This window comes from Streptomyces sp. NPDC042336, assembly GCF_055581985.1.
On sequence record NZ_JBVJEA010000005.1, the window covers coordinates 326,150 to 349,005 of the forward strand.

Below are 22,856 nucleotides of genomic sequence, written 5' to 3' on the forward strand. Positions count from 1 at the left end.
CTCGTCTCATCGGACGGACATGTCTTCGCCCGGTTTGGCCGAGGCGATACCCTCCGGCTCGTGGCTGAGATCCAGATTCCTGCTGACATCAAGCCCGCGGACGGTCGATTCGGCGCGGGCCCCTCCAAGGTGCGGGTGGAGGCGCTGGACGCCCTGGCCGCCACCGGTACGTCCCTGCTCGGCACCTCCCACCGCCAGGCGCCCGTCAAGAACCTGGTCGGCAAGGTCCGCGAGGGCATCCGCGAGCTGTTCCGGCTCCCCGACGGCTACGAGGTGATCCTCGGCAACGGCGGCTCCACCGCGTTCTGGGACGTCGCGACCCACGGCCTGATCGAGAACAAGTCGCAGCACCTGAGCTTCGGCGAGTTCTCCTCCAAGTTCGCCAAGGCCGCCAAGCTGGCGCCCTGGCTGGCCGAGCCGACCGTCGTCTCCGCCGACCCGGGCACCCACCCCGAGGCGCGCGCCGAGGCCGGCGTGGACGTGTACGGCCTGACGCACAACGAGACCTCCACCGGTGTCGCCATGCCCGTCAAGCGCGTGGCCGGTGCCGACGAGGGCGCCCTCGTCCTGGTCGACGCGACGTCCGGCGCGGGCGGCCTGCCGGTCGACATCACCGAGACCGACGTCTACTACTTCGCCCCGCAGAAGTCCTTCGCCTCCGACGGCGGCCTGTGGATCGGCGTGTTCTCCCCGGCCGCGATCGAGCGCGCCGAGCGGGTCCACGCGTCCGGCCGCCACGTCCCGGAGTTCTTCTCGCTGCCGACCGCGATCGACAACTCCCGCAAGAACCAGACGTACAACACCCCGGCGCTCGCGACGCTCTTCCTCCTGGGCGAGCAGCTGGACTGGATGAACGGCCAGGGCGGCCTGGACTTCACCACCGGACGCACCAAGGACTCCTCGACCCGCCTGTACACGTGGGCCGACGAGTCCAAGTACGCCACCCCGTTCGTCTCCGACCCGGCCAAGCGCTCGCAGGTCATCGGCACCATCGACTTCGCCGACGACATCGACGCCGCCGCCGTCGCCAAGGTGCTGCGCGCCAACGGCATCGTCGACACCGAGCCGTACCGCAAGCTCGGCCGCAACCAGCTGCGCGTCGCGATGTTCCCGGCGATCGACCCGGCGGACGTCGAGGCGCTCACGAAGTGCGTCGACCACGTGATCGAGAAGCTGTAGCCGCCACCACCGGTCCAACGACGAAGGGCGCCCGCCGCACGATCCGCCGGGCGCCCTTCGTGCGTCCGTGGGCTCTACTCCTCGACGAACAGCTCCTCGGCGCGCTCCACGCTCAGCGAGCGGTCGAGCCAGGTGCCCAGCACGTCGAGATCCGTGCAGACGGTGACTCGCTCCCGGACGGACTCGGGGATCTCGACACCCCGCACCTCAAGAATGTGCAGAATGTCTTCTGCCTTGCCCTCGGCCTTGCCTTCGGTCTGGCCCGTGGCACGGCCTCCGAGCCAGGACTCCTCGACGATGGTGTTACTGCCCGGGAAGTTCGGGGTGTAAGTGGCCATCAGGTGCCTCCAGTAGTCACGACCCGGGCCTTCGCCCAGTCCGATTTCGACGATCTCCGCCCAGTCCACTCGGTCGACGTCCACAGACCCGGACTTCTCGGCGTCGTCCGCCACTCCTGACGCCAGCGCGTCAAGTATCGCAGTCAGCCCCGAATCCGTGGCGTAGGCGAGTGCGGAGAAGACGGGTCCGGCTTGCCCTGCGACTCCACGGCGAGCACGAAGCCACCCTCCTCGCCGGGCACGTGCACCCGGAAGACGCTGTCCACTCGGCGCTCAAGTGGCCTGATCTCGGTGAGGTCGGTGTCCACTCCGAGGTGTCAGGCCAGCCCCGCCGCGATGGCGCGGCGGATCGCGTCCGGGCGGTCGCGGAGGTGGGCCTTGGCGAACAGGTTGTTGATGTGGGTCTTGACCGTGGCCTCGCTGATGAAGAGCTTCTCGGCGATGCCCCGGTTGGACAGGCCCTGGCCGATCAGAGCGAGGACCTCGCGCTCGCGGGGTGTGAGGTCGTCCGGGAGGGGCCGGCCGGGAGCGGGCGCCGCCTGTGCCCTGGCCGTGGCGAGCAGGCGGGCCTGGACCTCGCGGTCGAGCACGGACTGGCCCGCGCCGGCGGCCCGGATGGCCCGGGTGATGTCCTGGCGTCCCGCGTTCTTGGTCAGGTAGCCGCGGGCGCCCGCGCCCAGGGCGCCGAGGATCGAGTCGTCGTCGGCGAAGGTGGTCAGGACGACCACCGCCACCTCCGGATGCTCCTCGGTCAGGCGGCGGGTGGTCTCGATGCCGTCCAGCACGGGCATGCGCAGGTCCATCAGCACCACGTCGACGGGGCCGGCGGCGACCGCCGCCAGTACCTCGCCGCCGTCCGCGGCCGCCGCGACGACCTCGATGTCCTCGGCCAGGCCGAGCACCGCGGCCAGCGGCTCCCGCACAGCGGCCTGGTCGTCGGCGACGACCACCTTCAACCGCGCCGGTCCCTAAGTCTGTTCGCTCATCCTGGAATCACCGCTTCCACCTGCCAGCCGCCCTGGTCCGGTCCCTCGGTGACCGGCCCCGCGGTGACGCTCCCGCCCAGCAGGGCGACGCGCTCGCGCATTCCGATCAGGCCCATCCCGCTGCCGATGCCCGGGGTCACCGCGCGGGTGGCGGGCCGGTTGCGGACCCTCAGTGTGATCGATGCGGCGGTGAACGTCAGCTCCACGGCGACCTTTGCGCCGGGAGCGTGCCTGGCCGCGTTGGTCAGGGCCTCCTGGGCGATCCTCAGCAGGTTCTGCGTCACCTGGGCCGGTGCCTCCCGGACGGTGCCCCGGACCGTCGGGGCGTCGTGGTGGCCCGCCGATTCGATCATCGCGGTCAGGCTCTCCAGCAGCGGCAACGCGTCCTCGCGCAGCGCGTGCACGGTCCACTGCGCCTGCTTCAGGCTCTCCTTGACCAGGCCGTGGGCCTTGTTGTTGGCCTCCCGGACCTTCTCCAGGTCTCCGGTGTCGAGCAGGGCGTCGGCCAGCTCCAACTGCATGTTGATCCCGGCCAGGGAGTGCGCGAGGACGTCGTGCACGTCCCGGGCGATCCGGCCGCGCTCGGTGAGGACGGCGGTCCGGGCCTCCGCGCGGGCGGCGCGTTCCGCCGACTCGGCGGCCGAGAGCGCCGACCGTACGGCCTGGCGCTGGGTGCGGTTGAGGATGCCGACCACGACCGGGACGCCGGTGGTGAGGCCGAGCACCCAGGGCAGTTCCGGGTCCCCCGGACCCAGGTGGAAGTACAGGACACCGGCGCAGAGCAGGGAGCACGTCCCCGCGAGGGCGAGGGCCCGCCTGGTGTCGAGCCGGTAGCCGATGTGCCCGGCGAGGAAGAACGCGAACAGGTAGCTCGTGCCGCTGCCGCTGACGCCGATCAGGGCGGCGGCCGCGGCGATGCCGGAGGTGAGCCAGGTGAGCGCCACCCGCGGGGGCACCCGGTGCTCGGGCACGCCCCGGCCGAGCAGCGCCGCGGAGTTGAGCACGAACAGGACGGCGACCGCCAGGCCCTGGCCGCCGAACCCCAGGGGCCGGATCGTCAGGACTCCCACGGCGACGACCGCGAAGCTCAGGCCCCACTGCACACGCGGGTCCTGACCGGGCACCGGCCGCGGGTCCGCCCCCGGGTGCGGGGGCGGGGTGTTCTCGGTGGCGGACACCGGCAGAACATAGCGCACGGTCAGGCCGTACGGTCGAGGACGGGCGCGGTGGAAGCCGCGGGAGCCACGGCCCCGGCCCGGACGCGGCTGCGTACGTAGATCGTGGCCACCCGCGTGACCACCTCGGTGACCGCCATCAGCACGAACGCCGTCACCCACGCCTGGTCGCCCGTGATGTGGTGAGCGATGCTGAACCGGGCGACGTCGTCGGCGCCGCCACCGTGCTCGACCCAGACCTGGAAGCCCATGCGGGCGCCCATGCCCAGCACCCACAGGATCGCCGACACCGCCCCGGCCTTGATCATGAGGTGCCCGTCGAGCGCCCGGATCCGGGTGTAGATGCCGCCCGCGACGCCGAGTACGGCGCCCGCGCCCGCCAGGGCCGCGATCAGCACCAGGTCGTTGCCACCGGTCGGGACGGAGTCCAGGTACGAGTACGCCACGAAGGCCACGATCCCCAGCGGGATCAGGAAGGTCCTGCGGTCGAGCCGGCCTTCCCGCAGCTGCCGGAAGACGACGAGGACGAGGGCGATGTCGGTGATCCACTCGGTTGCTGTCATGCCTTCAAGGCTCCTCGGACCAGGGCCGCGACACCTGGACCCACGGGTGGAGCCGGGGGTGGAGATCCACCGCTCCCCCGGCCTCCACCCCCGGCCCGGCCGCCCCCGCCCGGAACACCCCTACCGGCTCAGCCGCTGGAACCTCCGTACCGCCAGCGGCAGGAAGACCGCCGTCAGGATCACCGGCCACACGCCCGCCATCAGCAGCGCGTGCTGCTCGACCCACGAGTCGCCGCCGCCGACCGGCGTGCCGAACAGCTCGCGGGCGGCCGCCGCCGTGGACGAGATCGGGTTCCAGGCGGCCACCCAGCCCAGCCAGTCGGGCATGAGCTGCGGGGCGACGAAGATGCTGGAGATCATCGTCAGCGGGAAGGCCACGGCGAACAGGCCGCCCGCCGCCTCCGGGTTGGGGACCAGGAGGCCCAGCCACACGCCGATCCAGATCAGCGCGAACCGCAGCCACAGCAGCAGTCCGAACGCGGCCAGGAAACCCCAGCCGCCGTCCGGACGCCAGCCCATGGCCACCGCCGTCAGCATCATGATGGCCAACTCCGCGCAGGCGACGACCAGATCGGTCACCCCGCGCCCCGCCACCACCGCGGACGACGCCATCGGCATGGAGCGGAACCGGTCGATGACCCCCTTGGTGGAGTCGTACACGACGACGGTCGCGGTGTTGATGAAGCCGAACGCCATGGTCATCACGAACATGCCCGGCATCAGGAAGTCCTTGTAGTCCCCGCCGCCGGGCACCGTCATCGCGCTGCCGAAGACATAGCCGTAGAGGAGGACCGACAGGATCGGGAAGCCCAGTTGCCAGGCGATGTTGACGGGCTGGCGCTGGTAGTGGGTCAGGCCGCGGCGGACGATGTTGCCGCAGTCGGCGAGCAGCCAGTACAGCCTCCCGCGCTCGGGCGGGGCCGTCGCCGGCCCTGCGGCGCTGTCGAGGTCGAGGGCACTCATGCCGCCACCGTCTCCTTCTGCGCGCTCGACGCGCTCCGCGTGCCCTCGGCGTGCTCCGCGCCCGTGCGGTGACCGGTCAGGCGCAGGAACACGTCGTCCAGGCTCGGCCTGCGCAGTCCGATGTCCTCCACGGCGACGCCCTCGTCCTGGAGGGTGCGCGCCACCTCGGTCAGGGCCGACACCCGGTCGGTGACCGGGGCGTGCACGCGCAGCGCCTCCTCTTCCACCGCGGGTTCGCCCCTGCAGACCCGGGCGACCGTCTTCACCGCCCGTGGGATCTCGGCCCGGTCGGCGACCACGACCTCGATCCGGTCGCCGCCGACCAGGTTCTTCAGCCCGTCCGGGGTGTCGTCGGCGATGGCCCGGCCCCGGTCGATGACGGTGATGCGGGAGGCGAGCTTGTCGGCCTCCTCCAGGTACTGCGTGGTCAGCAGGACCGTCGTGCCGCCCGCCACCAGCGCGCGGACCGACTCCCAGACCTCGCCGCGGCTGCGCGGGTCCAGGCCCGTCGTCGGCTCGTCCAGGAACAGGACGGCCGGGGCGAGGATCATCGACGCGGCGAGGTCGAGGCGGCGCCGCATGCCGCCGCTGTACTTGCCCACGCCCCGGTCGGCGGCGTCGGCCAGATCGAACCGCTCCAGCAGCTCGGCCGCGCGGGCCCGGGCCCGCCTGCCGCCCAGGTGGAACAGGCGGCCGAACATCTCCAGGTTCTGCCGGCCGGTGAGCACCTCGTCCACGGCCGCGTACTGGCCGGTGAGGCCGATCCGCGCCCGCACCTCGCGGGCCTGCCGGGCGATGTCGAGGCCCGCCACCTCGGCCCGTCCCCCGTCCAGGCGGATCAGCGTGGACAGGATGCGCACGGCCGTGGTCTTGCCCGCGCCGTTCGGCCCGAGCAGGCCGTGCACGGTGCCCTCGCGGACGGTCAGGTCGAAGCCGTCCAGGGCGCGTTTGTCGCCGTACCGCTTCTCCAGGCCCTCGGCCCGTACCGCGTACGTGTCGCTCATGGGTCCCAGCCCCCTTTCACTTCCCAACTGAGTACACCGTACCCGATTGCGCGTACGGCGTACCCAGTTTTCGGACGCGGTTCTAAACTGGCCCCATGGCAAGCGGTGCGGAGACCAGCGGCAGCGGCGACATCGGCCGCACCCTCGAACTGTTGTGGGACACCGGCCGGCGCCCCAGCCGGGGCCCGAGGCCGGGCCTGACGCTGGAGCGGATCGTGGAGGCCGCCGTCGAGGTCGCGGACCGGGACGGTCTGGGCGCCGTCTCGATGCGCCGGATCGCCACCGAGCTGGGCACCGGCACGATGTCCCTGTACCGCTACGTCCCCGGCAAGGGCGAGCTGCTCGACCTGATGCTGGACCGCGTGCAGCGCCCGTCCCAGAACCCCGCCGACCTCGGCGACGGCGGCTGGCGCTCGGCGCTGGAGGCCCTCGGCCACGCCACGCTCGCCCTCTACCGCCGCCACACCTGGCTGCTGGAGGTCAACCAGTCCCGCCCGATCCTCGGCCCCTCCGCCCTGGACAGCATGGAGAAGGTGCTCGCCCGGATCAAGCCGATGGGCCTGACCGACGCCGAGCTGGTCTCGGCGATCGTCATGATCGACGGGTACGTCGTCGGGGCCGCCCGCACGCAGGTGTACGAGCGGGAGGCGGAGCGCAGGTCCGGGCTGACGGACGCGGAGTTCTGGCAGGCCCAGGAGCCGGTGCTGGTGAAGGCGATGAACAGCGGGCGCTACCCCGTGCTGTCCTCCCTCTCCGAGGACGCCTTCGGCACCGGCTTCGACCACTTCGAGTTCGGGCTGCAGCGCATCCTGGACGGCCTTGAGGTCCTGGTGACCGCGCGCCGGGCGGCGGACGGCTCAGCGGCGGCGGAAGAGACGGCGTAGGCCCAGCAGGGCCGCGAGCGCGAGGACCAGCCCGACCGCGCCGACCTTGAGCGTCACCCCGCCCGGACCGTCGGACCCGGCGGAGTCCCCGCCCGATTCGGCACCGCCCCCGCCCGAACCGCCGCCCTCCCCGGGCACGTCCTCGGCCTTCACGGGGCTGTCGGCGCCCTCCATGCCCAGCAGCAGCTTCTTGCCGTCGACGGTGTAGGTGGCGGACTCGCCCTGCCCCAGTGGCACGCTGATCCGCCCCTCGCGCTGGATCTTCCCGCCGTTCCAGTCGTACCAGATGCCCCCGAGGTAGCCGCGCACCGCGAGCTGCTCGCCGTCCGGGGAGAACGCGGCGTCGGTGGCCCACAGGTCCACGGGGACGGTGGGCTTGAAGACGTTGGTGCCGGAGGACGACAGCTTCGCCGGGCCCTCGTACAGGTGCCCGCCGTCCTCGCCCTTGTCGATGATGTAGACCCGTCCGGTCTTCGGGTGGACCACCATCGACTCCGCGTCACGGGAACCGTCCGTGTACTTCACCACGTACTGCGTCGCCTTGACGGTCTGGTCCTTCAGTTCCGTCGGCTCGGGCAGCTCGTAGATCCACACGTACGGCCAGGTCACGCCGTCGTTGTCGCCGATGTCGCCGACGAAGATCTTGTGGCCGGGCCCGATGGCGATCGCCTCGACGTCCCGGGGCGTGCCGACGCCGGACAGCGCGACGCGGGCGACGGTCTCGCCGGTGGCGCCGTCCACGGCGTAGAGGTAGGGCCCGGTGTCCTGGTCGTTGTGCGTCCAGTAGATGCCGGGGTGCAGGCGGGAGGCGGCGAGGCCGCTGGACTCGGTGATGCGCGGGTCCTTGATCGTGAAGCCGTCGCTCCCGGCGGGCCCGTCGTCCCCGTCCGCCGCTGAGGCGGGCACGGCGAACGCGCCCACGAGAAGGGCCGAGGCGAGGAGGGCGAAGGGTCGGCGCATGCGCCAAGCCTGCCATCCCGCGCGGGCGTTCATGTCGGCGGTCACCCCGCCGGTCACCCCGCCGGTCACCCTGCGTGGTCGGGCTCACATCGCGCCGGCCGGATCGATCGTCCATGATGAGCGGATGCTCAGGTTCATGTTCGTCGGTGACTCCATGACGATCGGAAGCGCCGGCGAACACACGTGGCGCTACCGGCTGTGGCGGCACCTGCGCGACTCCTGCGGCCGCCCCTTCACCTTCGTCGGCCCACGCGAGACCCTCCACGACCAGGTTACGGACACCCCCACCTCGCACGCCTACGCCGATCCCGGCTTCCCCCGCGCCCACCTGGCCGGCTGGGGCGAGGGCTGGCACCACATGACCCCGCTGATCGGGGAGACCGTACGGGACTTCCGCGCCGACGTGCTGCTGGTCTCCCTGGGCCTGATCGACCTCGGCTTCTACACCAACGCCGAGCAGACCAACGACAACGTCCGCGCCTTCGTGGCCGCCGCCCGGTCGGCGAACCCGCGTATCCGCGTCGCCGTGCTGCCGGTCCTCCACAACATCCGGGTGGAGGCGGACCCGTCCTTCGCCGAGCAGGTCGCCCACTTCAACGAACTCCTCGCGAAGACCACCACCGACCTCGACGACCCGGGCTCCCCGCTGCTGCTCGTCCCGCCGCCCGCGGCGTACGACTTCCACACGGACACCTACGACGGCACCCACCCCAACGAGAGCGGCGAGCACCGCATCGCGGAGGCCTTCGCCACGGCGATGGACGAGGAGTGGGGGCTGGGCGGGCCCTACTCCCCCGCCCCGTAGGCCGCCTGGATCTCCCGGACCAGCCGGTCGGCACAGGACCGCACGGACCGGCCGCTCCAGTTCTCCGTCTCCTGCCCGAGGTAGACGGCGCGCGCGTGGGCCAGCGGCGGCCGGAGACCGGCGGGCAGGCGCGTCAGGGCCCAGTCGGCCACCGCGTCCTTGGACCGGATGTCACCGGTGACGAGGGTGCTCCAGACCCGGGCGAGGGTGAGCAGCACGTTGCGCGTGTCCGACCCCAGCTCCTCCAGCAGCCCCGGCACCCCGGCGGCGATCGCCCGGCGCAGATCGCCGTGGGGCACGGGGTCGAGGAGGGTCGCGGGCGACGGGCCGTACAGCGGGGCGTCGGCGCGCAGCACCATGGTCAGGAGCGGGGCCAGGTCGGGGTCGTCCTCCGGCTCCGGGACGGTGCCGCGTTCGTAGGCGTCGCGCAGCCACTCGCCGTACAGGTACTCCCGGCGGGGCGGATACAGCCAGGGCCGGACCTCGTCCCGTACGACGGCGATCAGCTCGACGGGGCGTCCTTCGCCCCCTGACACGCCGAGCAACTCCCCGGTGAGCCCTTCGCGGTGCCCGTACGTCGTCGGACGCGCCAGCACGACGAGGAGGTCGAGATCGCTGTGGGGTCGCAGCCCGCCGAGAGTGGCGGAGCCGTGCGCGTAGACGCCGAGCACGTTGCCGTCATCGTCGTCGAGATGGCGCCGGGCGAGGGCGACAAGGTGGTCGGTGCGGTCCCGGTCCCGCTCTGGCACATGCGCGTCCTCTCCTGTCCAGGTCGCCGTGCGTATCGTTGTACGGCGCGGCTGCTTCCGCCCGTGGGACAGCCGGGGAGGAGCGCCACGATGACCGTCCTTGAAGACAGGATCGCCATGGCCGACGCCAACACGGAGTGCTTGGATGCGTGGTTCGAGCGCCTGGAGCGGATGCCCGTCCCCGAAGGATTCAGGGTCGAGATCGTCGGGGGCAACGTCCACATGACACCGCAGCGCGACACGCATTGGGCAATCATCCGCCGGATCGTACGGCCCATCGAGGACCGGTTCGGCATGGACGTCGTGGTCCTCTCGAACGTCCGCATCGACTTCCCAGGCCACAAGAACGGCTTCTGCCCCGACGTGGCCAAGCTCCGCGACGGCGCGAAGCAGGACGAAACGGGCCACTGGCGCTACGAGGACGTCGAGTTCGTAGCCGAGGTCATCTCCCAGGGCACCGCAGCCAACGACTACGGCCCCAAGAAGCTCGCCTACGCCGCCGCCGAGGTCCCCCTCTACCTGATCGCCGACCCGTACCAGGGCCGCTGCCACATCTTCACGCACCCGAAGGACGGCGACTACACCACCGAGACGAGGGTCGTCTTCGGGGAGGACCTGAACCTCACCGACACCGTCCTCGACCTCACCCTCAGGACCGACGCCTTCCCCCGCGACTGAGCGGGCCCGCTTGCCTGGAGCGCACTCCAAGTCGTTGGCTTGGGGACCATGAAGTACACGCAGCTCGGACGCACGGGACTCAAGGTCAGCCGGCTCGTCCTCGGCACCATGAACTTCGGTCCGCAGACCGACGAGGCCGACAGCCACGCCATCATGGACGCGGCGCTGGACGCCGGCATCAACTTCTTCGACACCGCCAACGTGTACGGCTGGGGCGAGAACAAGGGCCGTACCGAGGAGATCATCGGCAACTGGTTCGCCAAGGGCGGCGACCGGCGCGACAAGACGGTCATCGCCACCAAGGTGTACGGCAACATGGGCGCCGACGGCGAGGCGTGGCCCAACCACGACAAGCTGTCCGCCGTGAACATCCGGCGTGCCGTCGACGCCAGCCTCAAGCGGCTCCGGACCGACCACATCGACCTGTACCAGTTCCACCACATCGACCGCGCCACCGGGTTCGACGAGATCTGGCAGGCCATCGACACCCTGGTGCAGCAGGGCAAGGTCCTGTACGCCGGGTCGTCGAACTTCCCCGGGTACAAGATCGCGCAGGCCAACGAGACCGCCGCCCGGCGCGGCGGGACCATCGGCCTCGTCAGCGAGCAGTGCCTGTACAACCTGGCCGAGCGCCGCGCCGAGATGGAGGTGATCCCGGCCGCGCAGGAGTACGGCCTCGGCGTCATCCCGTGGTCGCCGCTGCACGGCGGGCTGCTCGGCGGGGTCATCAGGAAGGAGGTCCAGGGCGGGCGCCGGGCCTCGGGGCGCGCGGCCGACACCCTGGCCGACCCGGCGAAGCGGGCGCAGATCCAGGCGTACGAGGACCTGCTCGACAAGCACGGTGCCGAACCGGGCGAGGCGGCGCTGGCGTGGCTGCTGACCCGGCCCGGGGTGACCGGCCCCATCGTGGGTCCGCGGACCGCCGAGCAGCTCGCGTCGGCGCTCAGGGCCGTGGAGCTGGAGCTGTCGGACGAGCTGCTGACCGGGCTCGACGAGATCTTCCCGGGTCCTGGGCCCTCCCCGGAGGCCTTCGCCTGGTAGCGGAGTGAGCTGGTGAGCGGGGCGGCGGCCGCCCCACGGGCCGGTCAGCCGAGGGCCGCCGCCACCGCCACCACCACGAGCATCAGCACGAGCACACCGGCCATGATCCGGTTACGGGTCTTCGGGTCCACGTCCCCGAGCCTAACCGGAGGCGCCGAGCGGCATGCGGGCGACCGCCTCGTAACGGGGCTGCTCGCCCGCCACGCCCGACTCCGGCAGGTTGCTGCGGACCAGCGCCAGGTCGGACACGGTCCAGGTGGGCCCGGTGAAGCCGGCCAGCGCCTCGACGTAGGGGCGGACGTCGAACGCCTGCCTGCTGCGGGCCAGGGTCAGATGCGGCTTGTAGCGCCGGTGCTCGCTCATCGGGACGCCCGCCCTGCGTCCCGCCGCCTCCGCGCGGTCGGCCAGCAGCCGCAGGGTCGCCAGACCGCCCTCGGCGCCCGCCCACAGCGCCCGCCCGCGCCCGAACTGGCCGCCGCCGCGCAGCGCCAGATCGAAGGGCGCGGTGCGGTGCGCCGCCCGCTCCAGGCGCGCCGTCAGATCGGGTACCAGCTCGTCGTCGACCTCGCCGTAGAAGGCGAGGGTGAGGTGCCACCCGGGCCGGCCGGTCCAGCGCAGCCCGTCCGCACCGGGCAGCCCGCGCAGCGCGGCCACCTCGTCGGCGAGCGCGGCGGTGACGTCCTCGGGCGGCAGCACGGCGGCGAAGAGTCTCATGCCGCCAGCCTCGCAGAGCCCCGCCGCCGGACCCCTGGTTTTTCCGCCCCTACGCCGCCGGTGCCAGTGCCTCCTGGCGCTCCCGCGGCACGAAGCGGACCTGCGGGTGGCCGCGGTGCCAGCCGACCGACAGGCGCAGGTTGCCGACGCGGGCCAGGACCAGGCCGATGACGAGCGCGGCGGTGGCGGCCACGGCGCCGCCCGCCGCGAAGCCGACCCGGGCACCGTAGGTGTCGGTGACCCAGCCGACGATCGGGGCGCCGACCGGGGAGCCGCCGAGGAAGACCATCATGTACAGGGCCATCACGCGGCCCCGCATGGCCGGGTCGGTGGACATCTGGATGCTGGTGTTGGCGGTGACGTTGACGGTCATGCTGAAGACACCGATGGGGACCATGAGCAGCGCGAAGAGCCACAGCTCGGGCGCGGCCGACGCCACGATCTCCAGGGCGCCGAAGCCCAGCGCCGCCGCGATCAGGACGCGGAGGCGGGCGGTGCCGCGCCGGGCGGCGAGCAGCGCGCCGGCGAGGGAGCCGACGGCCATGAGGGTGTTGAAGAGGCTGTACGCTCCGGCGCCCGCGTCGAAGACGTCGTCGGCGAAGGCGGACAGGAAGACCGGGAAGTTGAAGCCGAAGGTGCCGATGAACCCGACCAGGGTGATCGTCCAGATCAGCTCGGGGCGGCCGGCGACGTAGTGCAGGCCCTCGCGCAGCTGGCCCTTGCCGCGCGGGGCGCGCTGGACGGTGTGCAGCTCGCGGGCCCGCATCAGCAGCAGGCAGCTGAGCGGCGCGACGAAGGACAGGCCGTTGGCGAGGAACGCCCAGCCGGTGCCCACGCCGGTGATCATCAGACCGGCGACGGCGGGGCCGACGAGCCGGGCGGACTGGAAGTTGGCCGAGTTCAGGCTGACCGCGTTCTGCAGCTGGTCCCGCCCGACCAGCTCGGAGACGAAGGACTGGCGGGCCGGGTTGTCCATGACGGTGGCCAGGCCCATCGCGAAGGCGGCGACGTAGACGTGCCAGACCTGGACGTGCCCGCTCAGGGTGAGGACGGCGAGGGCGAGCGCGGTCAGGGCCATCGCGGACTGGGTGACCAGCAGCGTGGGCCGCTTGCGCAGCCGGTCGACGAGGACGCCGCCGTAGAGGCCGAAGAGCAGCATGGGCAGGAACTGCAGGGCGGTGGTGATGCCGACGGCGGCCGAGGAGCCGGTGAGGCTGAGCACCAGCCAGTCCTGGGCGATGCGCTGCATCCAGGTGCCGATGTTGGAGACGACCTGGCCCAGGAAGAACAGGCGGTAGTTCCTGACCTTCAGGGAGGCGAACATCGACGTCCTGCGGGGGGCGTCGGGAGGGGTGGTCGGGGTGTCGTGGCCGTCAGGTGCGGGGGCGGAAGCTGCTCCGGATCCCGTACTCAAAAGGTTCGCCTCCTCGCGAGAACTGCTTACTTGTGGGCCAGCTTCTCCAGCACGGGGGCGGCGGCGCGCAGTTTCGCCCACTCGTCCTCGTCGAGCCCCTCGACCAGCGTGGCCAGGAACGCGTTCCGCTTGCGGCGGCTCTCCTCGAGCATCACCACGGCCTGCTCGGTCTGCGTGACGACCTTCTGGCGCCGGTCCTCGGGGTGCGGCTCCAGCCGGACCAGGCCCTTGGCCTCGAGGAGCGCCACGATGCGGGTCATCGAGGGCGGCTGCACGTGCTCCTTGCGGGCCAGCTCGCCCGGGGTCGCGCTGCCGCAGGTGGCCAGGGTGCCCAGCACCGACATCTCGGTGGGGCTGAGCGACTCGTCGACCCGCTGGTGCTTGAGCCGACGGGACAACCGCATCACGGCGGAGCGCAGGGAGTTCACGGCGGCGGCGTCGTCGCCATGCTTGAGGTCCGGCATGTTCCTTAGCGTAACTCATTAGTCTCGCGAAATACCACCGCTCAACCGCCCGTCTGCCCGTGACGCCCGCCACTGAAACCCGCAGTTCACCCGTACGAGTGAGTCGTTTCCGGAAATCGGCCCATCACCCGGTGGGCCGGGGCGACCCTCGTGCTCATGGGGACCAGCGTGCTCAGCCTGCGGATGGACGGGGAGCTGCTCGACCGGCTCCGGGACCATGCGGCGAAAAGAGGAATGAGCGTCCAGGACTATGTCGTCCGGACGCTCATTCGCGATGACTTCGACCAGCGGTTCCAGTCCGCCGTGGAGGAGACGGAACGGTTCTACGGGGTGCCGTGACCCCGGGGACCCGGAGCGGGCCCGCGGGGGATCAGGTCAGGCCCAGGGCCGGCATCAGGTAGTAGAAGGCGAAGACCGCCGACACCACGTGCATCGCCACCGGCACCTCGCGGCCCCGTCCGGCCGCCAGGCGCAGCACCGAGAAGGTGATGAAGCCCATGCCGATGCCGTTGGTGATCGAGTAGGTGAACGGCATCATCAGCATCGTCACGAAGGCCGGGATGGCGATCGTGAAGTCCGACCAGTCGATCTCCCGGATCGAACCGGCCAGGATCAGGAAGCCGACCGCGATCAGCGCCGGGGTCGCCGCCTGGGACGGGACCATGGTGGCGACCGGCGTGAGGAACAGCGCCAGGGCGAACAGCGCGCCGGTGACGATGTTGGCGAAGCCGGTGCGGGCGCCCTCGCCGACGCCCGCCGTGGACTCCACGAAGCAGGTGGTGGCGGAGGCGGAGCTGGCACCGCCCGCGGCGACGGCGACACCGTCGACGAACAGGACCCTGTTGATGCCCGGCATCTGGCCCTCGCCGTCGGTCAGCTTCGCCTCGTCGCTGACGCCCATGATCGTGCCCATCGCGTCGAAGAAGCACGACAGCAGCACCGTGAAGACGAACAGCAGGCCGGTCAGGACGCCGACCTTGTCGAACCCGCCGAACAGGCTGACCTCGCCGACCAGCCCGAAGTCGGGCGTGGCGACCGGGTTGCCGGGCCACTCGGGGGTGGTCAGGCCCCAGGACGGGATGTCGGTGACCGCGTTGATGATCACCGCGACGACCGTCATCACGACGATGGAGATCAGGATGGCGCCCGGGGTCTTGCGGACGATCAGCGCGAGGGTCAGCAGCACACCGAGGACGAAGATCAGGACCGGCCAGCCGTGCAGGTGCCCGCCGACGCCCAGCTGGAGCGGGACCGTGGTCTGCGCGGCGTCCGGCATCCGGGTGACGAAGCCGGAGTCCACGAGGCCGACGATCATGACGAACAGGCCGATACCGATGGAGATGGCCTTGCGCAGCCCGTAGGGCACCGCGTTCATCACGCGCTCCCGCAGGCCGGTGGCGACCAGCAGCATGACGATGAAACCGGCCAGCACCACCATGCCCATGGCGTCCGGCCAGGACATCCGCGGGGCGAGCTGGAGGGCGACGACGGAGTTCACGCCGAGGCCCGCGGCCAGCGCGATCGGGACGTTGCCGATGACGCCCATCAGGAGGGTGGTGAAGGCGGCCGTCAGGGCGGTGGCGGTCACCAGCTGACCGTTGTCGAGCTGGTTGCCGTACATGTCCTTCGCGCTGCCCAGGATGATCGGGTTCAGCACGATGATGTAGGCCATCGCGAAGAAGGTGGCGAAGCCGCCGCGGATCTCACGGGGCAGGGTGCTGCCGCGCTCGGAGATCTTGAAGTAACGGTCGAGGCCGTTCTGCGGGGGCCGCCGGTCTTCCGGCGACTCGGGGGACGGGGGGACCTTGGCGGAGGCCGAGGTGGACATGCGGGGACCTCATGCACCAACAGGTTCCCCCACGGCCTTGTCGGTGTTCCTGTTGGTGGTTTCTACGAATGAAAGCGGTCAGAGACAAACGGGTTCAGTATGAACGTATGAGCCCCTGATCGCTATCTCCGCGCGTAGACCCGCGCCGTCACCGTATGGCGCCGCGCCGTCAATCCGTTCGCGCGCTCCTCGTAAGCTGTACGCATGACGAAGTGGACACCCACGCACGAGGCGCCGGAGCCCCTGGAGGGCCCCGTGGTTCCGACCATCGTCGGGGGCACCGTCCTCTGGTTCGTCCTCTTCCTGGTGCAGCTGCCCTTCTACGGCTGGTTCGACGACCACGGGCACACCTGGTGGGTGTGGACCTGCCTGGCCGGCGCCGGTCTCGGCCTGATCGGCATCTGGTACGTCCGGGGGCGCGACGCCGCGATCAAGCGGGACGCCGCCAGGGCCCAGAAGTAGTACCGGAGCAGCACACCGCGCCGGTACACCTCGTACCCAGGTCGGATCTTCTCCGCACTCGGTGGGTGAAGCCGTAAATCCGCACGTACCGTCGATTGCATGACGCATCTCGACGCGGACAGACGCGAGCCCGCGCACCCCGTGCACGCCGTTGACACCACCCCGCCCGCGACCGGCCTCACGGCGGCCGCCGTCGCCGAACGGATCGCGCGCGGCCAGGTCAACGACGTGCCGGTGCGCAGCAGCCGCTCGCTTGCCGACATCGTCCGCGCCAACGTCTTCACCCGGTTCAACGCGATCATCGGCGTGCTCTGGGTGATCATGCTGTTCGTCGCGCCGATCCAGGACAGCCTGTTCGGCTTCGTGATCCTCGCCAACACCGGGATCGGCATCGTCCAGGAGTGGCGGGCGAAGAAGACCCTCGACTCCCTGGCCCTGATCGGCGAGGTCCGGCCGACGGTGCGCCGGGACGGGAAGCCCGCCGAGATCAGCACCTCCCAGATCGTGCTGGACGACGTCATCGAGATCGGCCCCGGCGACAAGGCCGTCGTCGACGGGGTGTGCGTCGAGGCGGACGGGCTGGAGATCGACGAGTCGCTGCTGACCGGCGAGGCCGACCCGGTCGTCAAGCAGCCCGGCGACCAGGTCATGTCGGGCAGCTTCGTGGTCGCGGGCGGCGGCGCCTTCCGGGCGACCCGGGTGGGGCGCGAGGCGTACGCCGCGCAGCTCGCCGAGGAGGCCTCCCGCTTCACGCTGGTCCAGTCCGAGCTGCGCTCGGGCATCTCCACGATCCTCAAGTACGTCACGTGGATGATGGTCCCGACCGCGATCGGCCTGATCCTCAGCCAGCTGCTCGCCAAGGACAACGAGCTGGACGACTCGATCGCGCGCACCGTCGGCGGCATCGTGCCCATGGTCCCCGAGGGGCTGGTCCTGCTCACCTCCGTCGCCTTCGCGATCGGCGTCGTCCGGCTCGGCCGCAAGCAGTGCCTGGTCCAGGAGCTGCCCGCCATCGAGGGGCTGGCCCGGATCGACACCGTCTGCCTGGACAAGACCGGCACCCTCACCGAGGGCGGCATGGACGTCACCGACCTGCGCCTGCTCGACGGCGCCGAGGAGTCCTACGTCCGCACCGTGCTCGGCGCCCTCGGCGAGTCCGACCCGCGCCCCAACGCCTCCCTGCAGGCGATCATCGACACCTACCCGGTCGACGGGTCCGCCGGGGCGTGGCGGCCCACGGGGGCGCTGCCCTTCTCCTCCGCCCGCAAGTACAGCGGCGCCGCCTTCGACGAGGGCGACGGCGTCTTCCGCACCTGGCTGCTGGGCGCACCGGACGTGCTGCTGGCCGAGGACGACCCGGCGCTCGCCGAGACCGGGCGGCTCAACGAGCAGGGCCTGCGGGTGCTGCTGCTGGCCCGCACCGCCCGCGCGCTGGACGACCCCGGGGTCGCCGAGGGTGTCGTACCCACCGCCCTGGTCGTCCTGGAGCAGCGGCTGCGCCCGGACGCCGGCGACACTCTGCGCTACTTCGCCGACCAGGACGTGCGCGCCAAGGTCATCTCCGGCGACAACGCGGTGTCGGTCGGCGCGGTCGCCGCCAAGCTCGGGCTGTCCGGGGCCGCCGTCGACGCGCGGCGGCTGCCGGCCGAGCGGGAGGGGATGGCCGAGGCGCTCGACGAGGGCACGGTGTTCGGGCGGGTCACCCCGCAGCAGAAGCGGGACATGGTGGGCGCCCTTCAGTCACGCGGTCACACGGTCGCGATGACCGGCGACGGCGTCAACGACGTCCTCGCGCTCAAGGACGCCGACATCGGCGTGGCGATGGGCTCCGGATCGGAGGCGACGCGGGCGGTCGCGCAGATCGTGCTGCTCGACAACAGCTTCGCGACGCTGCCGTCGGTGGTGGCCGAGGGCCGCCGTGTCATCGGCAACATCACGCGGGTGGCGACCCTGTTCCTGGTCAAGACCGTGTACTCGGTGCTGCTTGCGATCCTGGTGGTCTGCTCGCAGGTGGAGTACCCGTTCCTGCCCCGCCACCTCACCCTGCTCTCCACCCTCACCATCGGCGTCCCCGCCTTCTTCCTGGCCCTCGCCCCGAACAAGGAACGGGCCAGGCCCCACTTCGTCCGGCGGGTGATGCGCTACGCGATCCCGGGCGGAGTGGTGGCGGGCGCCGCGACCTTCGTGACGTACCTGGCCGCCCGGCAGCACTACACGGGGCCGGGCGCGCTGGACGCGGAGACGAGCGCGGCGACGCTGACGCTGTTCCTGATCTCGATGTGGGTGCTGGCGATCATCGCCCGGCCCTACACGTGGTGGCGGGTGCTGCTGGTGGCGGCGATGGGGCTGTGCTTCGTGGTGGTGCTGGCGGTGCCGTGGCTCCAGGACTTCTTCGCGCTGAAGCTGGTGGGCGTGACGATGCCATGGGCCGCCGTCGGCATCGCGGTGGCCGCGGCGGCCGTTCTGGAGCTCCTGTGGAGGTGGGTCGGCCGCCGCTTCCCCGTGTAACGGGCTACTTCACGTCGACGAAGTCGGAGACCGAGGTGATCGCCCCGGACGCCGAGTTGCCGGCGAAGACGTAGCGGTAGTAGCCGTCCGCGCCGGCCTTGACGGTGGTGCTGAGGTTGCCCGCCGAGTTGGACTTGACGGTCTTCAGCACGGTGTACGCCTTCGTGCCCTTCTTCAGGTACTGGAGCTGCACCGACTGGCCGGAGTACGCCCCGTACTTGAGGGTCTCCCAGTTGGCCCGGCTCAGCTTGCCGGTGACCGTGAGGGTCTTGCCCTTCTTCACCGGCTCCGGCGAGGCGTTGGTCGTCACGGCGCTGCCCCGCTGGAACTTGAAGGACCCGGCCTTGTCCTTCCACACGTAGTCGCCGTCCTTGGCGTCGATCCACACGCCGACGTACCAGGTGCCCGCCATCGCGTTGCCGAGGTAGTCGGTCCGCGGGTCGATCTTCACCGAGGCCGTGCAGGTGGAGGTGGTGGCACCGGCCTTCTTGCAGGTCGGCTTGCCCGTCGTCTCGTATCCGTAGCCCGGCCCCTTCAGATCGAAGGAGTCGGCGCCCAGGATGCCGGAGTCGTCGGTGGCGGTCACGCTGACCGAGAAGGTCTTGGCGCTGCCGGTGCCGATGGACACCTTGTTGTCGCCGTCGACGACGACCTTGGTGATCCGGATGTCGCCGCTTCCGCCGTCGGCCTGAGCGGCCGGGACGGCGAGGGCGGTCAGGGCCAGGGCGCCGGTGGCGGCCGCCACCAGGACTCGTGTGCGCATGTGTTCCCCACGTCAGGACAAGGGGTCCCGGCCATCGTCACCGCGCCGGGACCCGGAGGGTCGTGAGTCTGCTGACTCGACTCATAGATCCACGGCGCGGCGAGATGGTTGTACAAGAAGTGAAGGAAATGTGCGTACACCTTCACATCCGGACGGTCCGGGCGGAGCGGTTCAGTCGAACCAGCGGTCCCGGGCCAGCTCGTCCGTCCGCGACTCGTCCTCCAGCAGCGCCGCCACCTCGAACCGCCGCGGCCACTGGCCCGCCGCCCAGGCGAGCCCCGCCGCGACGCCCTCCAGCGTCGCCGCGTGCAAGACCCCGTCGTTCGTCAGCCGCCAGTCGATCTCCACGCCGTCGACGACCAGTTCCCCGTGCTCCACGTACGACGCCGGGGTCCGCGCCCCGAGCAGCACCCGCACCGGCTCCGGTACGCCGTGCTCGGTGCCCTCGGAGTCGACGCGGCCGGTGACGGACTCGCTCAGCCGCCGCACCTGGAACAGTTCCGCCAGCTCGGCGGCCCGGGCCGGGCGGACCGGCAGCAGCGGCACGCCGGACGTGAAGGGCAGCAGGTCCGGCGAGTCGACCACGACCGCGTCGGCGGCGTCCACCACGCGCACCTCGCCGTCGACCACCGCCCGCACCTCGTCCGGCAGGGTCACCCGCTCCGGGTCCAGCTCGGCCAGCGCGCCGTACAGGGCGTGCAGTTGGGCGGCCGTGACCGGACGGCCCGGGTCGGCGAGCCGGTCCAGGAGTTCCGCCGCGCCGCCGGGCTCGTCGAGGAGCGCGGCGACCGAGGTGCGCACGCCCAGCGCCCGCAGCACCTGCTCGTCCTCGAAGCCGGACGCGTCGGCCTCCTCGTACAGGCCCCGCAGCAGCGGGTCGCCGCCCGCCGCGCGCAGACCGGCCGGGCGGCGTCCGCCCAGCACCGGGTGCCCGCGCAGCCACCACGCCGTGTACGGCCGTACGACCTCGTGGGTGCCGTCGGGCAGCAGGACGCGCACGGGCTGGACGAGCGCGTCGCGCAGCGGCGGCCGGGACAGCAGGGCGAGGGCCTCGGGCCAGTGGTCGTCGTCCACGAGGTCGAGGTCGCGCACGGCGACGATCTCGGTGGCGACCGGCGGCACGGGGGTGTCCGGGAAGCGGTCGAGGACGTCCTCGCTCCACACGTCCACGGCGTCGAGCAGGCCCGCGTCGTCGGGCTCGGCGAAGTCTCCCTCGCGGGGCTCCAGTTCGTCCGGGTCGAGGACCACGTCGGTGGCGCGGACCAGGGCGAAGGTGACCAGGACGCCGCAGGCGGCCAGCGGCTCGGGGCCCCACCTCTCGGCGAGTTCGGCGTCCACGGCGGCGAGTTCGTCCTCGCGCATGATCCGGGCGAACGGGCCTCCGGGGAAGACGAGTTCACCCGCCGGGGAGAGTTCGCCGTCCTCGTCGGGCAGGGCGAGGGCGCCCAGCCAGGGCTCGTCCCCGGGGTCGAGTCCGGCGTCGCGGACCAGGCCAAGGACGGTGTCGGCCAGTTCCTCGGCGTCGAGGGCGTCCTCCTCCCAGTTCGTGCCGCCCTCGTCGTCCAGGGAGGCGGCGACGGCGGCCCGGACCTGCGGGGTGGTGAGCACGGCGCGCGGGGTGGCCGGGAGGGCGCCGAGCTTCTCCAGCAGCGGGTGCGCGGCGTCCGGGTGGGCGACCTTGAGGCCGAGCCGGGTGAGGACCTCCGGGTCGAGGGAGGCGGCCTCCGGGGAGGGCAGCAGTACCTGCCGGGGGCCGATGGTCGTACGCCCGTCGGCGAGCGGCACCGGCAGCCCGGACAGCCGGTCGGGGTCGACCCCGGCGAGGCTGTCGTAGAGGCGCCGCCACCAGCCGGGGGCCTTCTCCAGGCCCGCCAGCCGGTCGACCGCGTCGGTCAGCGGCACCCGGGCCACGCCCAGTGTGCGCAGTTCGGCACGGCGTTCGAGACCGGCGGGCAGCAGGGTCGGCAGCACCTCCGCCAGCACCCGCACGGTGTCGGCGCCCGCGCCCTCCACCACCTCGGCGTCGCGCGGCCGCAGGGACTCCGGGAGGTCGTCCTCCGCGTCCCGGCCGCCGGAGGGAAGGGCGGGCGGCAGGAAGGACGTACGGGGCAGCCGGTCGAGGATCGCCTGCCGCAGCGCGCCGTCCAGTTCGCCCCGGCCCAGCGCGCCGGGCACCAGGTCGATGAGGCCGGCGGTGACCGGGTGCCAGTCGGCGAGCAGTCCGGCGTAGGCGTCGGCGGCCCGTTCCGTCAGGAAGTCGGTGAGCGGCCCCGGCGCGGTGTGCCGTCGGGTGGCGTCCAGCGGGAAGGACGCGATCAGCAGGGCGGGCACGCCGAGCGGCTCGTCGCTGGGCGTCGGGGCGTGCACGACGGGGCTGGTGCGGGGGCGGGCGGGGGCACCGTCGGCGTCGACGGGCACCGCCCAGGTCACGGACCAGTGCGGGCGCAGCCGTTCCTCCACGGGCCGGTCGGCGAGGAGGTCGGGGGTGAGCGGGCCGTGCGCGGCGGCAGTGCGCCAGCGGGTGACGCCCTGCCGGGAGTCCTCCACGACGGTCAGGGCGTCCTCGGTGCGGCGGGAGAGGGTGCGCGCCTCGTCGCCCGCCTCGATCACCACCTCCGCCAGGCCCGGCAGGGCGAGCAGCAGGGCGTCGTCCACACCGTGCAGGAGGCGTTCGGCGAGGTCGGCGGCGGCCGTGTCGCGCAGCGGCAGGATGACGGCCGTGTCGTACGGGGCGGGGGCGCTGCCCTCGGCGGGGAACGGCAGCCGCAGCAGCGGGACGTGGCCGTCGCGCCGCCGGATCTCGTCGCCGAGCCCGGGGCTGTGCCCGGCGGTGTCGGCGGCCAGGTCGCGGGCCTCGGCCAGGGACCAGCGGACCCCGCCGTGCCGGCCGACCACGGCGGGCTCGTCGGTGACGGCCAGGACGGCGGCGAAGCCGACCCCGAACCGGCCGACCGATCCCTCCACCGCGTCCCGCTTGGCGGAGGCGCGCAGCGTGGACAGCGACTCCACGCCGGTCGCGTCGAGCGGGGCGCCGGTGTTGGCGGCGACGAGGACGCCGTCGCGCAGGGTCAGCCGGAGCCGGCCCGGCACACCGGACCGCGCGGCGGCGTCGGCGGCGTTCTGCGCGAGTTCGACGACCAGCCGGTCGCGGTAGCCGCCGAGGACGAGGTCCTCCTCCGCGTTGGCGTCCTCACGGAAGCGGGCCGGGCTCGTCGCCCACGCGTCCAGCACCCCGCGCCGCAGACGCGCCGTCCCGAACGGGTCCGCGCCTTCGTCGGCAGGCCGTACGAACATGCTCACGGTGACTCTCCTCATCGACGGACCACGAAGGTACCGCCCATCCAGCCCGTTGGAGGTGCCCCCTCTGGGGGAGTTCGA

At 72.0% G+C, this 22,856-nt stretch carries 22 protein-coding genes; 8 read left to right on the forward strand and 14 right to left on the reverse strand.

The window, feature by feature from the left end; genetic code table 11:
* Nucleotides 1–60: 60 nt before the first annotated feature.
* Nucleotides 61–1,179, forward strand: a complete 1,119-nt coding sequence (gene serC, locus ACZ6IM_RS14325) for a phosphoserine transaminase (RefSeq protein ID WP_052839173.1) — start codon at nucleotides 61–63, stop codon at nucleotides 1,177–1,179.
* A 74-nt stretch (nucleotides 1,180–1,253) separates the two neighbouring features.
* Here serC and ACZ6IM_RS14330 read toward each other — a convergent pair whose 3' ends face one another.
* The 6 genes from ACZ6IM_RS14330 to ACZ6IM_RS14355 form a co-directional block, all read right to left on the reverse strand.
* The gene (locus ACZ6IM_RS14330) at nucleotides 1,254–1,631 is read right to left on the reverse strand and encodes a hypothetical protein (protein WP_052839172.1); all 378 of its coding nucleotides are present in this window, start codon (nucleotides 1,629–1,631) and stop codon (nucleotides 1,254–1,256) included.
* Between the two features lie 203 nt (nucleotides 1,632–1,834).
* Nucleotides 1,835–2,467, reverse strand: a complete 633-nt coding sequence (locus tag ACZ6IM_RS14335; protein ID WP_469556805.1) for a response regulator transcription factor — start codon at nucleotides 2,465–2,467, stop codon at nucleotides 1,835–1,837.
* A 32-nt stretch (nucleotides 2,468–2,499) separates the two neighbouring features.
* Nucleotides 2,500–3,699, reverse strand: a complete 1,200-nt coding sequence (locus ACZ6IM_RS14340; RefSeq protein ID WP_469556722.1) for a sensor histidine kinase — start codon at nucleotides 3,697–3,699, stop codon at nucleotides 2,500–2,502.
* A gap of 2 nt (nucleotides 3,700–3,701) precedes the next feature.
* Nucleotides 3,702–4,241, reverse strand: coding sequence for a hypothetical protein (locus ACZ6IM_RS14345; RefSeq protein ID WP_052839169.1), 540 nt, complete (start codon nucleotides 4,239–4,241; stop codon nucleotides 3,702–3,704).
* A 120-nt stretch (nucleotides 4,242–4,361) separates the two neighbouring features.
* Entirely contained in the window at nucleotides 4,362–5,204 is an 843-nt protein-coding gene (locus tag ACZ6IM_RS14350) for an ABC transporter permease (protein ID WP_052839168.1), read from the reverse strand.
* A complete protein-coding gene (locus tag ACZ6IM_RS14355) occupies nucleotides 5,201–6,208 on the reverse strand; it encodes an ATP-binding cassette domain-containing protein (protein WP_469556724.1) in 1,008 nt (335 codons plus the stop codon). Before ACZ6IM_RS14355 ends, ACZ6IM_RS14350 begins: the two co-directional genes overlap by 4 nt.
* A gap of 95 nt (nucleotides 6,209–6,303) precedes the next feature.
* On the opposite strand from ACZ6IM_RS14355, the gene ACZ6IM_RS14360 reads away from it, so the two are divergent.
* On the forward strand, nucleotides 6,304–7,092 hold the full coding sequence (locus tag ACZ6IM_RS14360) for a TetR/AcrR family transcriptional regulator (protein WP_052839166.1): 789 nt from the start codon (nucleotides 6,304–6,306) through the stop codon (nucleotides 7,090–7,092).
* On the opposite strand, the gene ACZ6IM_RS14365 is transcribed toward ACZ6IM_RS14360, so the two are convergent.
* Entirely contained in the window at nucleotides 7,066–8,052 is a 987-nt protein-coding gene (locus tag ACZ6IM_RS14365) for a WD40 repeat domain-containing protein (RefSeq protein WP_469556727.1), read from the reverse strand. The two genes, ACZ6IM_RS14360 and ACZ6IM_RS14365, sit on opposite strands and share 27 nt — an antisense overlap.
* A 124-nt stretch (nucleotides 8,053–8,176) precedes the next feature.
* Between ACZ6IM_RS14365 and ACZ6IM_RS14370 the strand changes: the two genes are divergently transcribed.
* Nucleotides 8,177–8,857 carry a GDSL-type esterase/lipase family protein gene (locus ACZ6IM_RS14370; protein ID WP_052839296.1) on the forward strand — a complete coding sequence of 227 codons (681 nt, stop codon included), beginning with the start codon at nucleotides 8,177–8,179 and terminating at the stop codon, nucleotides 8,855–8,857.
* Here the strand turns inward: ACZ6IM_RS14370 and ACZ6IM_RS14375 are convergent.
* On the reverse strand, nucleotides 8,839–9,606 hold the full coding sequence (locus ACZ6IM_RS14375) for an aminoglycoside adenylyltransferase domain-containing protein (RefSeq protein ID WP_052839165.1): 768 nt from the start codon (nucleotides 9,604–9,606) through the stop codon (nucleotides 8,839–8,841). The genes ACZ6IM_RS14370 and ACZ6IM_RS14375 overlap by 19 nt on opposite strands.
* 90 nt (nucleotides 9,607–9,696) lie before the next feature.
* Here ACZ6IM_RS14375 and ACZ6IM_RS14380 point away from each other — a divergent pair, with 90 nt between their 5' ends.
* Nucleotides 9,697–10,284: a Uma2 family endonuclease gene (locus ACZ6IM_RS14380; RefSeq protein ID WP_052839164.1), complete on the forward strand. Its 588-nt coding sequence runs from the start codon at nucleotides 9,697–9,699 to the stop codon at nucleotides 10,282–10,284.
* 48 nt (nucleotides 10,285–10,332) lie between these two features.
* Nucleotides 10,333–11,325 (forward strand): aldo/keto reductase, encoded by a 993-nt coding sequence (locus ACZ6IM_RS14385; RefSeq protein ID WP_052839163.1) that lies wholly within the window; start codon nucleotides 10,333–10,335, stop codon nucleotides 11,323–11,325.
* Between the two features lie 141 nt (nucleotides 11,326–11,466).
* Here ACZ6IM_RS14385 and thpR read toward each other — a convergent pair whose 3' ends face one another.
* The 3 genes from thpR to ACZ6IM_RS14400 are packed head-to-tail and all read right to left on the reverse strand — an operon-like array spanning nucleotide 11,467 to nucleotide 13,917.
* Nucleotides 11,467–12,039: an RNA 2',3'-cyclic phosphodiesterase gene (gene thpR / locus ACZ6IM_RS14390; protein ID WP_052839162.1), complete on the reverse strand. Its 573-nt coding sequence runs from the start codon at nucleotides 12,037–12,039 to the stop codon at nucleotides 11,467–11,469.
* Nucleotides 12,040–12,088: 49 nt separating this feature from the next.
* The gene (locus ACZ6IM_RS14395) at nucleotides 12,089–13,453 is read right to left on the reverse strand and encodes an MFS transporter (RefSeq protein WP_469556729.1); all 1,365 of its coding nucleotides are present in this window, start codon (nucleotides 13,451–13,453) and stop codon (nucleotides 12,089–12,091) included.
* A 26-nt stretch (nucleotides 13,454–13,479) separates the two neighbouring features.
* Nucleotides 13,480–13,917 (reverse strand): MarR family winged helix-turn-helix transcriptional regulator, encoded by a 438-nt coding sequence (locus ACZ6IM_RS14400; protein ID WP_052839160.1) that lies wholly within the window; start codon nucleotides 13,915–13,917, stop codon nucleotides 13,480–13,482.
* A 150-nt stretch (nucleotides 13,918–14,067) separates the two neighbouring features.
* On the opposite strand from ACZ6IM_RS14400, the gene ACZ6IM_RS14405 reads away from it, so the two are divergent.
* Nucleotides 14,068–14,256 (forward strand): hypothetical protein, encoded by a 189-nt coding sequence (locus tag ACZ6IM_RS14405; protein WP_052839159.1) that lies wholly within the window; start codon nucleotides 14,068–14,070, stop codon nucleotides 14,254–14,256.
* Nucleotides 14,257–14,287: 31 nt separating this feature from the next.
* Here ACZ6IM_RS14405 and ACZ6IM_RS14410 read toward each other — a convergent pair whose 3' ends face one another.
* A complete protein-coding gene (locus ACZ6IM_RS14410) occupies nucleotides 14,288–15,745 on the reverse strand; it encodes an NCS2 family permease (RefSeq protein ID WP_052839158.1) in 1,458 nt (485 codons plus the stop codon).
* 204 nt (nucleotides 15,746–15,949) lie between these two features.
* Here ACZ6IM_RS14410 and ACZ6IM_RS14415 point away from each other — a divergent pair, with 204 nt between their 5' ends.
* Nucleotides 15,950–16,207, forward strand: coding sequence for a DUF2530 domain-containing protein (locus ACZ6IM_RS14415; protein ID WP_052839157.1), 258 nt, complete (start codon nucleotides 15,950–15,952; stop codon nucleotides 16,205–16,207).
* Nucleotides 16,208–16,306: 99 nt separating this feature from the next.
* Nucleotides 16,307–18,715 carry an HAD-IC family P-type ATPase gene (locus ACZ6IM_RS14420; protein WP_469556733.1) on the forward strand — a complete coding sequence of 803 codons (2,409 nt, stop codon included), beginning with the start codon at nucleotides 16,307–16,309 and terminating at the stop codon, nucleotides 18,713–18,715.
* Nucleotides 18,716–18,719: 4 nt separating this feature from the next.
* Here the strand turns inward: ACZ6IM_RS14420 and ACZ6IM_RS14425 are convergent, their stop codons facing one another.
* Together ACZ6IM_RS14425 and ACZ6IM_RS14430 are read right to left on the reverse strand one after the other, a co-directional pair.
* Nucleotides 18,720–19,478, reverse strand: a complete 759-nt coding sequence (locus ACZ6IM_RS14425; RefSeq protein WP_052839155.1) for a hypothetical protein — start codon at nucleotides 19,476–19,478, stop codon at nucleotides 18,720–18,722.
* Between the two features lie 171 nt (nucleotides 19,479–19,649).
* Entirely contained in the window at nucleotides 19,650–22,778 is a 3,129-nt protein-coding gene (locus ACZ6IM_RS14430; RefSeq protein WP_469556735.1) for a sacsin N-terminal ATP-binding-like domain-containing protein, read from the reverse strand.
* Nucleotides 22,779–22,856 lie beyond the last annotated feature (78 nt).

What these genes read in the sequence shown, in the direction of transcription:
- ACZ6IM_RS14370 (WP_052839296.1), top strand. Translation starts at nt 8,177, where the DNA reads ATGCTCAGGTTCATGTTCGTCGGTGACTCCATGACGATCGGAAGCGCC.
- ACZ6IM_RS14400 (WP_052839160.1), bottom strand. Translation starts at nt 13,917, where the DNA reads ATGCCGGACCTCAAGCATGGCGACGACGCCGCCGCCGTGAACTCCCTG.
- ACZ6IM_RS14360 (WP_052839166.1), top strand. Translation starts at nt 6,304, where the DNA reads ATGGCAAGCGGTGCGGAGACCAGCGGCAGCGGCGACATCGGCCGCACC.
- ACZ6IM_RS14350 (WP_052839168.1), bottom strand. Translation starts at nt 5,204, where the DNA reads ATGAGTGCCCTCGACCTCGACAGCGCCGCAGGGCCGGCGACGGCCCCG.
- ACZ6IM_RS14420 (WP_469556733.1), top strand. Translation starts at nt 16,307, where the DNA reads ATGACGCATCTCGACGCGGACAGACGCGAGCCCGCGCACCCCGTGCAC.
- ACZ6IM_RS14365 (WP_469556727.1), bottom strand. Translation starts at nt 8,052, where the DNA reads ATGCGCCGACCCTTCGCCCTCCTCGCCTCGGCCCTTCTCGTGGGCGCG.
- ACZ6IM_RS14425 (WP_052839155.1), bottom strand. Translation starts at nt 19,478, where the DNA reads ATGCGCACACGAGTCCTGGTGGCGGCCGCCACCGGCGCCCTGGCCCTG.
- thpR (WP_052839162.1), bottom strand. Translation starts at nt 12,039, where the DNA reads ATGAGACTCTTCGCCGCCGTGCTGCCGCCCGAGGACGTCACCGCCGCG.
- ACZ6IM_RS14385 (WP_052839163.1), top strand. Translation starts at nt 10,333, where the DNA reads ATGAAGTACACGCAGCTCGGACGCACGGGACTCAAGGTCAGCCGGCTC.
- ACZ6IM_RS14410 (WP_052839158.1), bottom strand. Translation starts at nt 15,745, where the DNA reads ATGTCCACCTCGGCCTCCGCCAAGGTCCCCCCGTCCCCCGAGTCGCCG.
- ACZ6IM_RS14380 (WP_052839164.1), top strand. Translation starts at nt 9,697, where the DNA reads ATGACCGTCCTTGAAGACAGGATCGCCATGGCCGACGCCAACACGGAG.
- ACZ6IM_RS14355 (WP_469556724.1), bottom strand. Translation starts at nt 6,208, where the DNA reads ATGAGCGACACGTACGCGGTACGGGCCGAGGGCCTGGAGAAGCGGTAC.
- ACZ6IM_RS14345 (WP_052839169.1), bottom strand. Translation starts at nt 4,241, where the DNA reads ATGACAGCAACCGAGTGGATCACCGACATCGCCCTCGTCCTCGTCGTC.
- ACZ6IM_RS14415 (WP_052839157.1), top strand. Translation starts at nt 15,950, where the DNA reads ATGACGAAGTGGACACCCACGCACGAGGCGCCGGAGCCCCTGGAGGGC.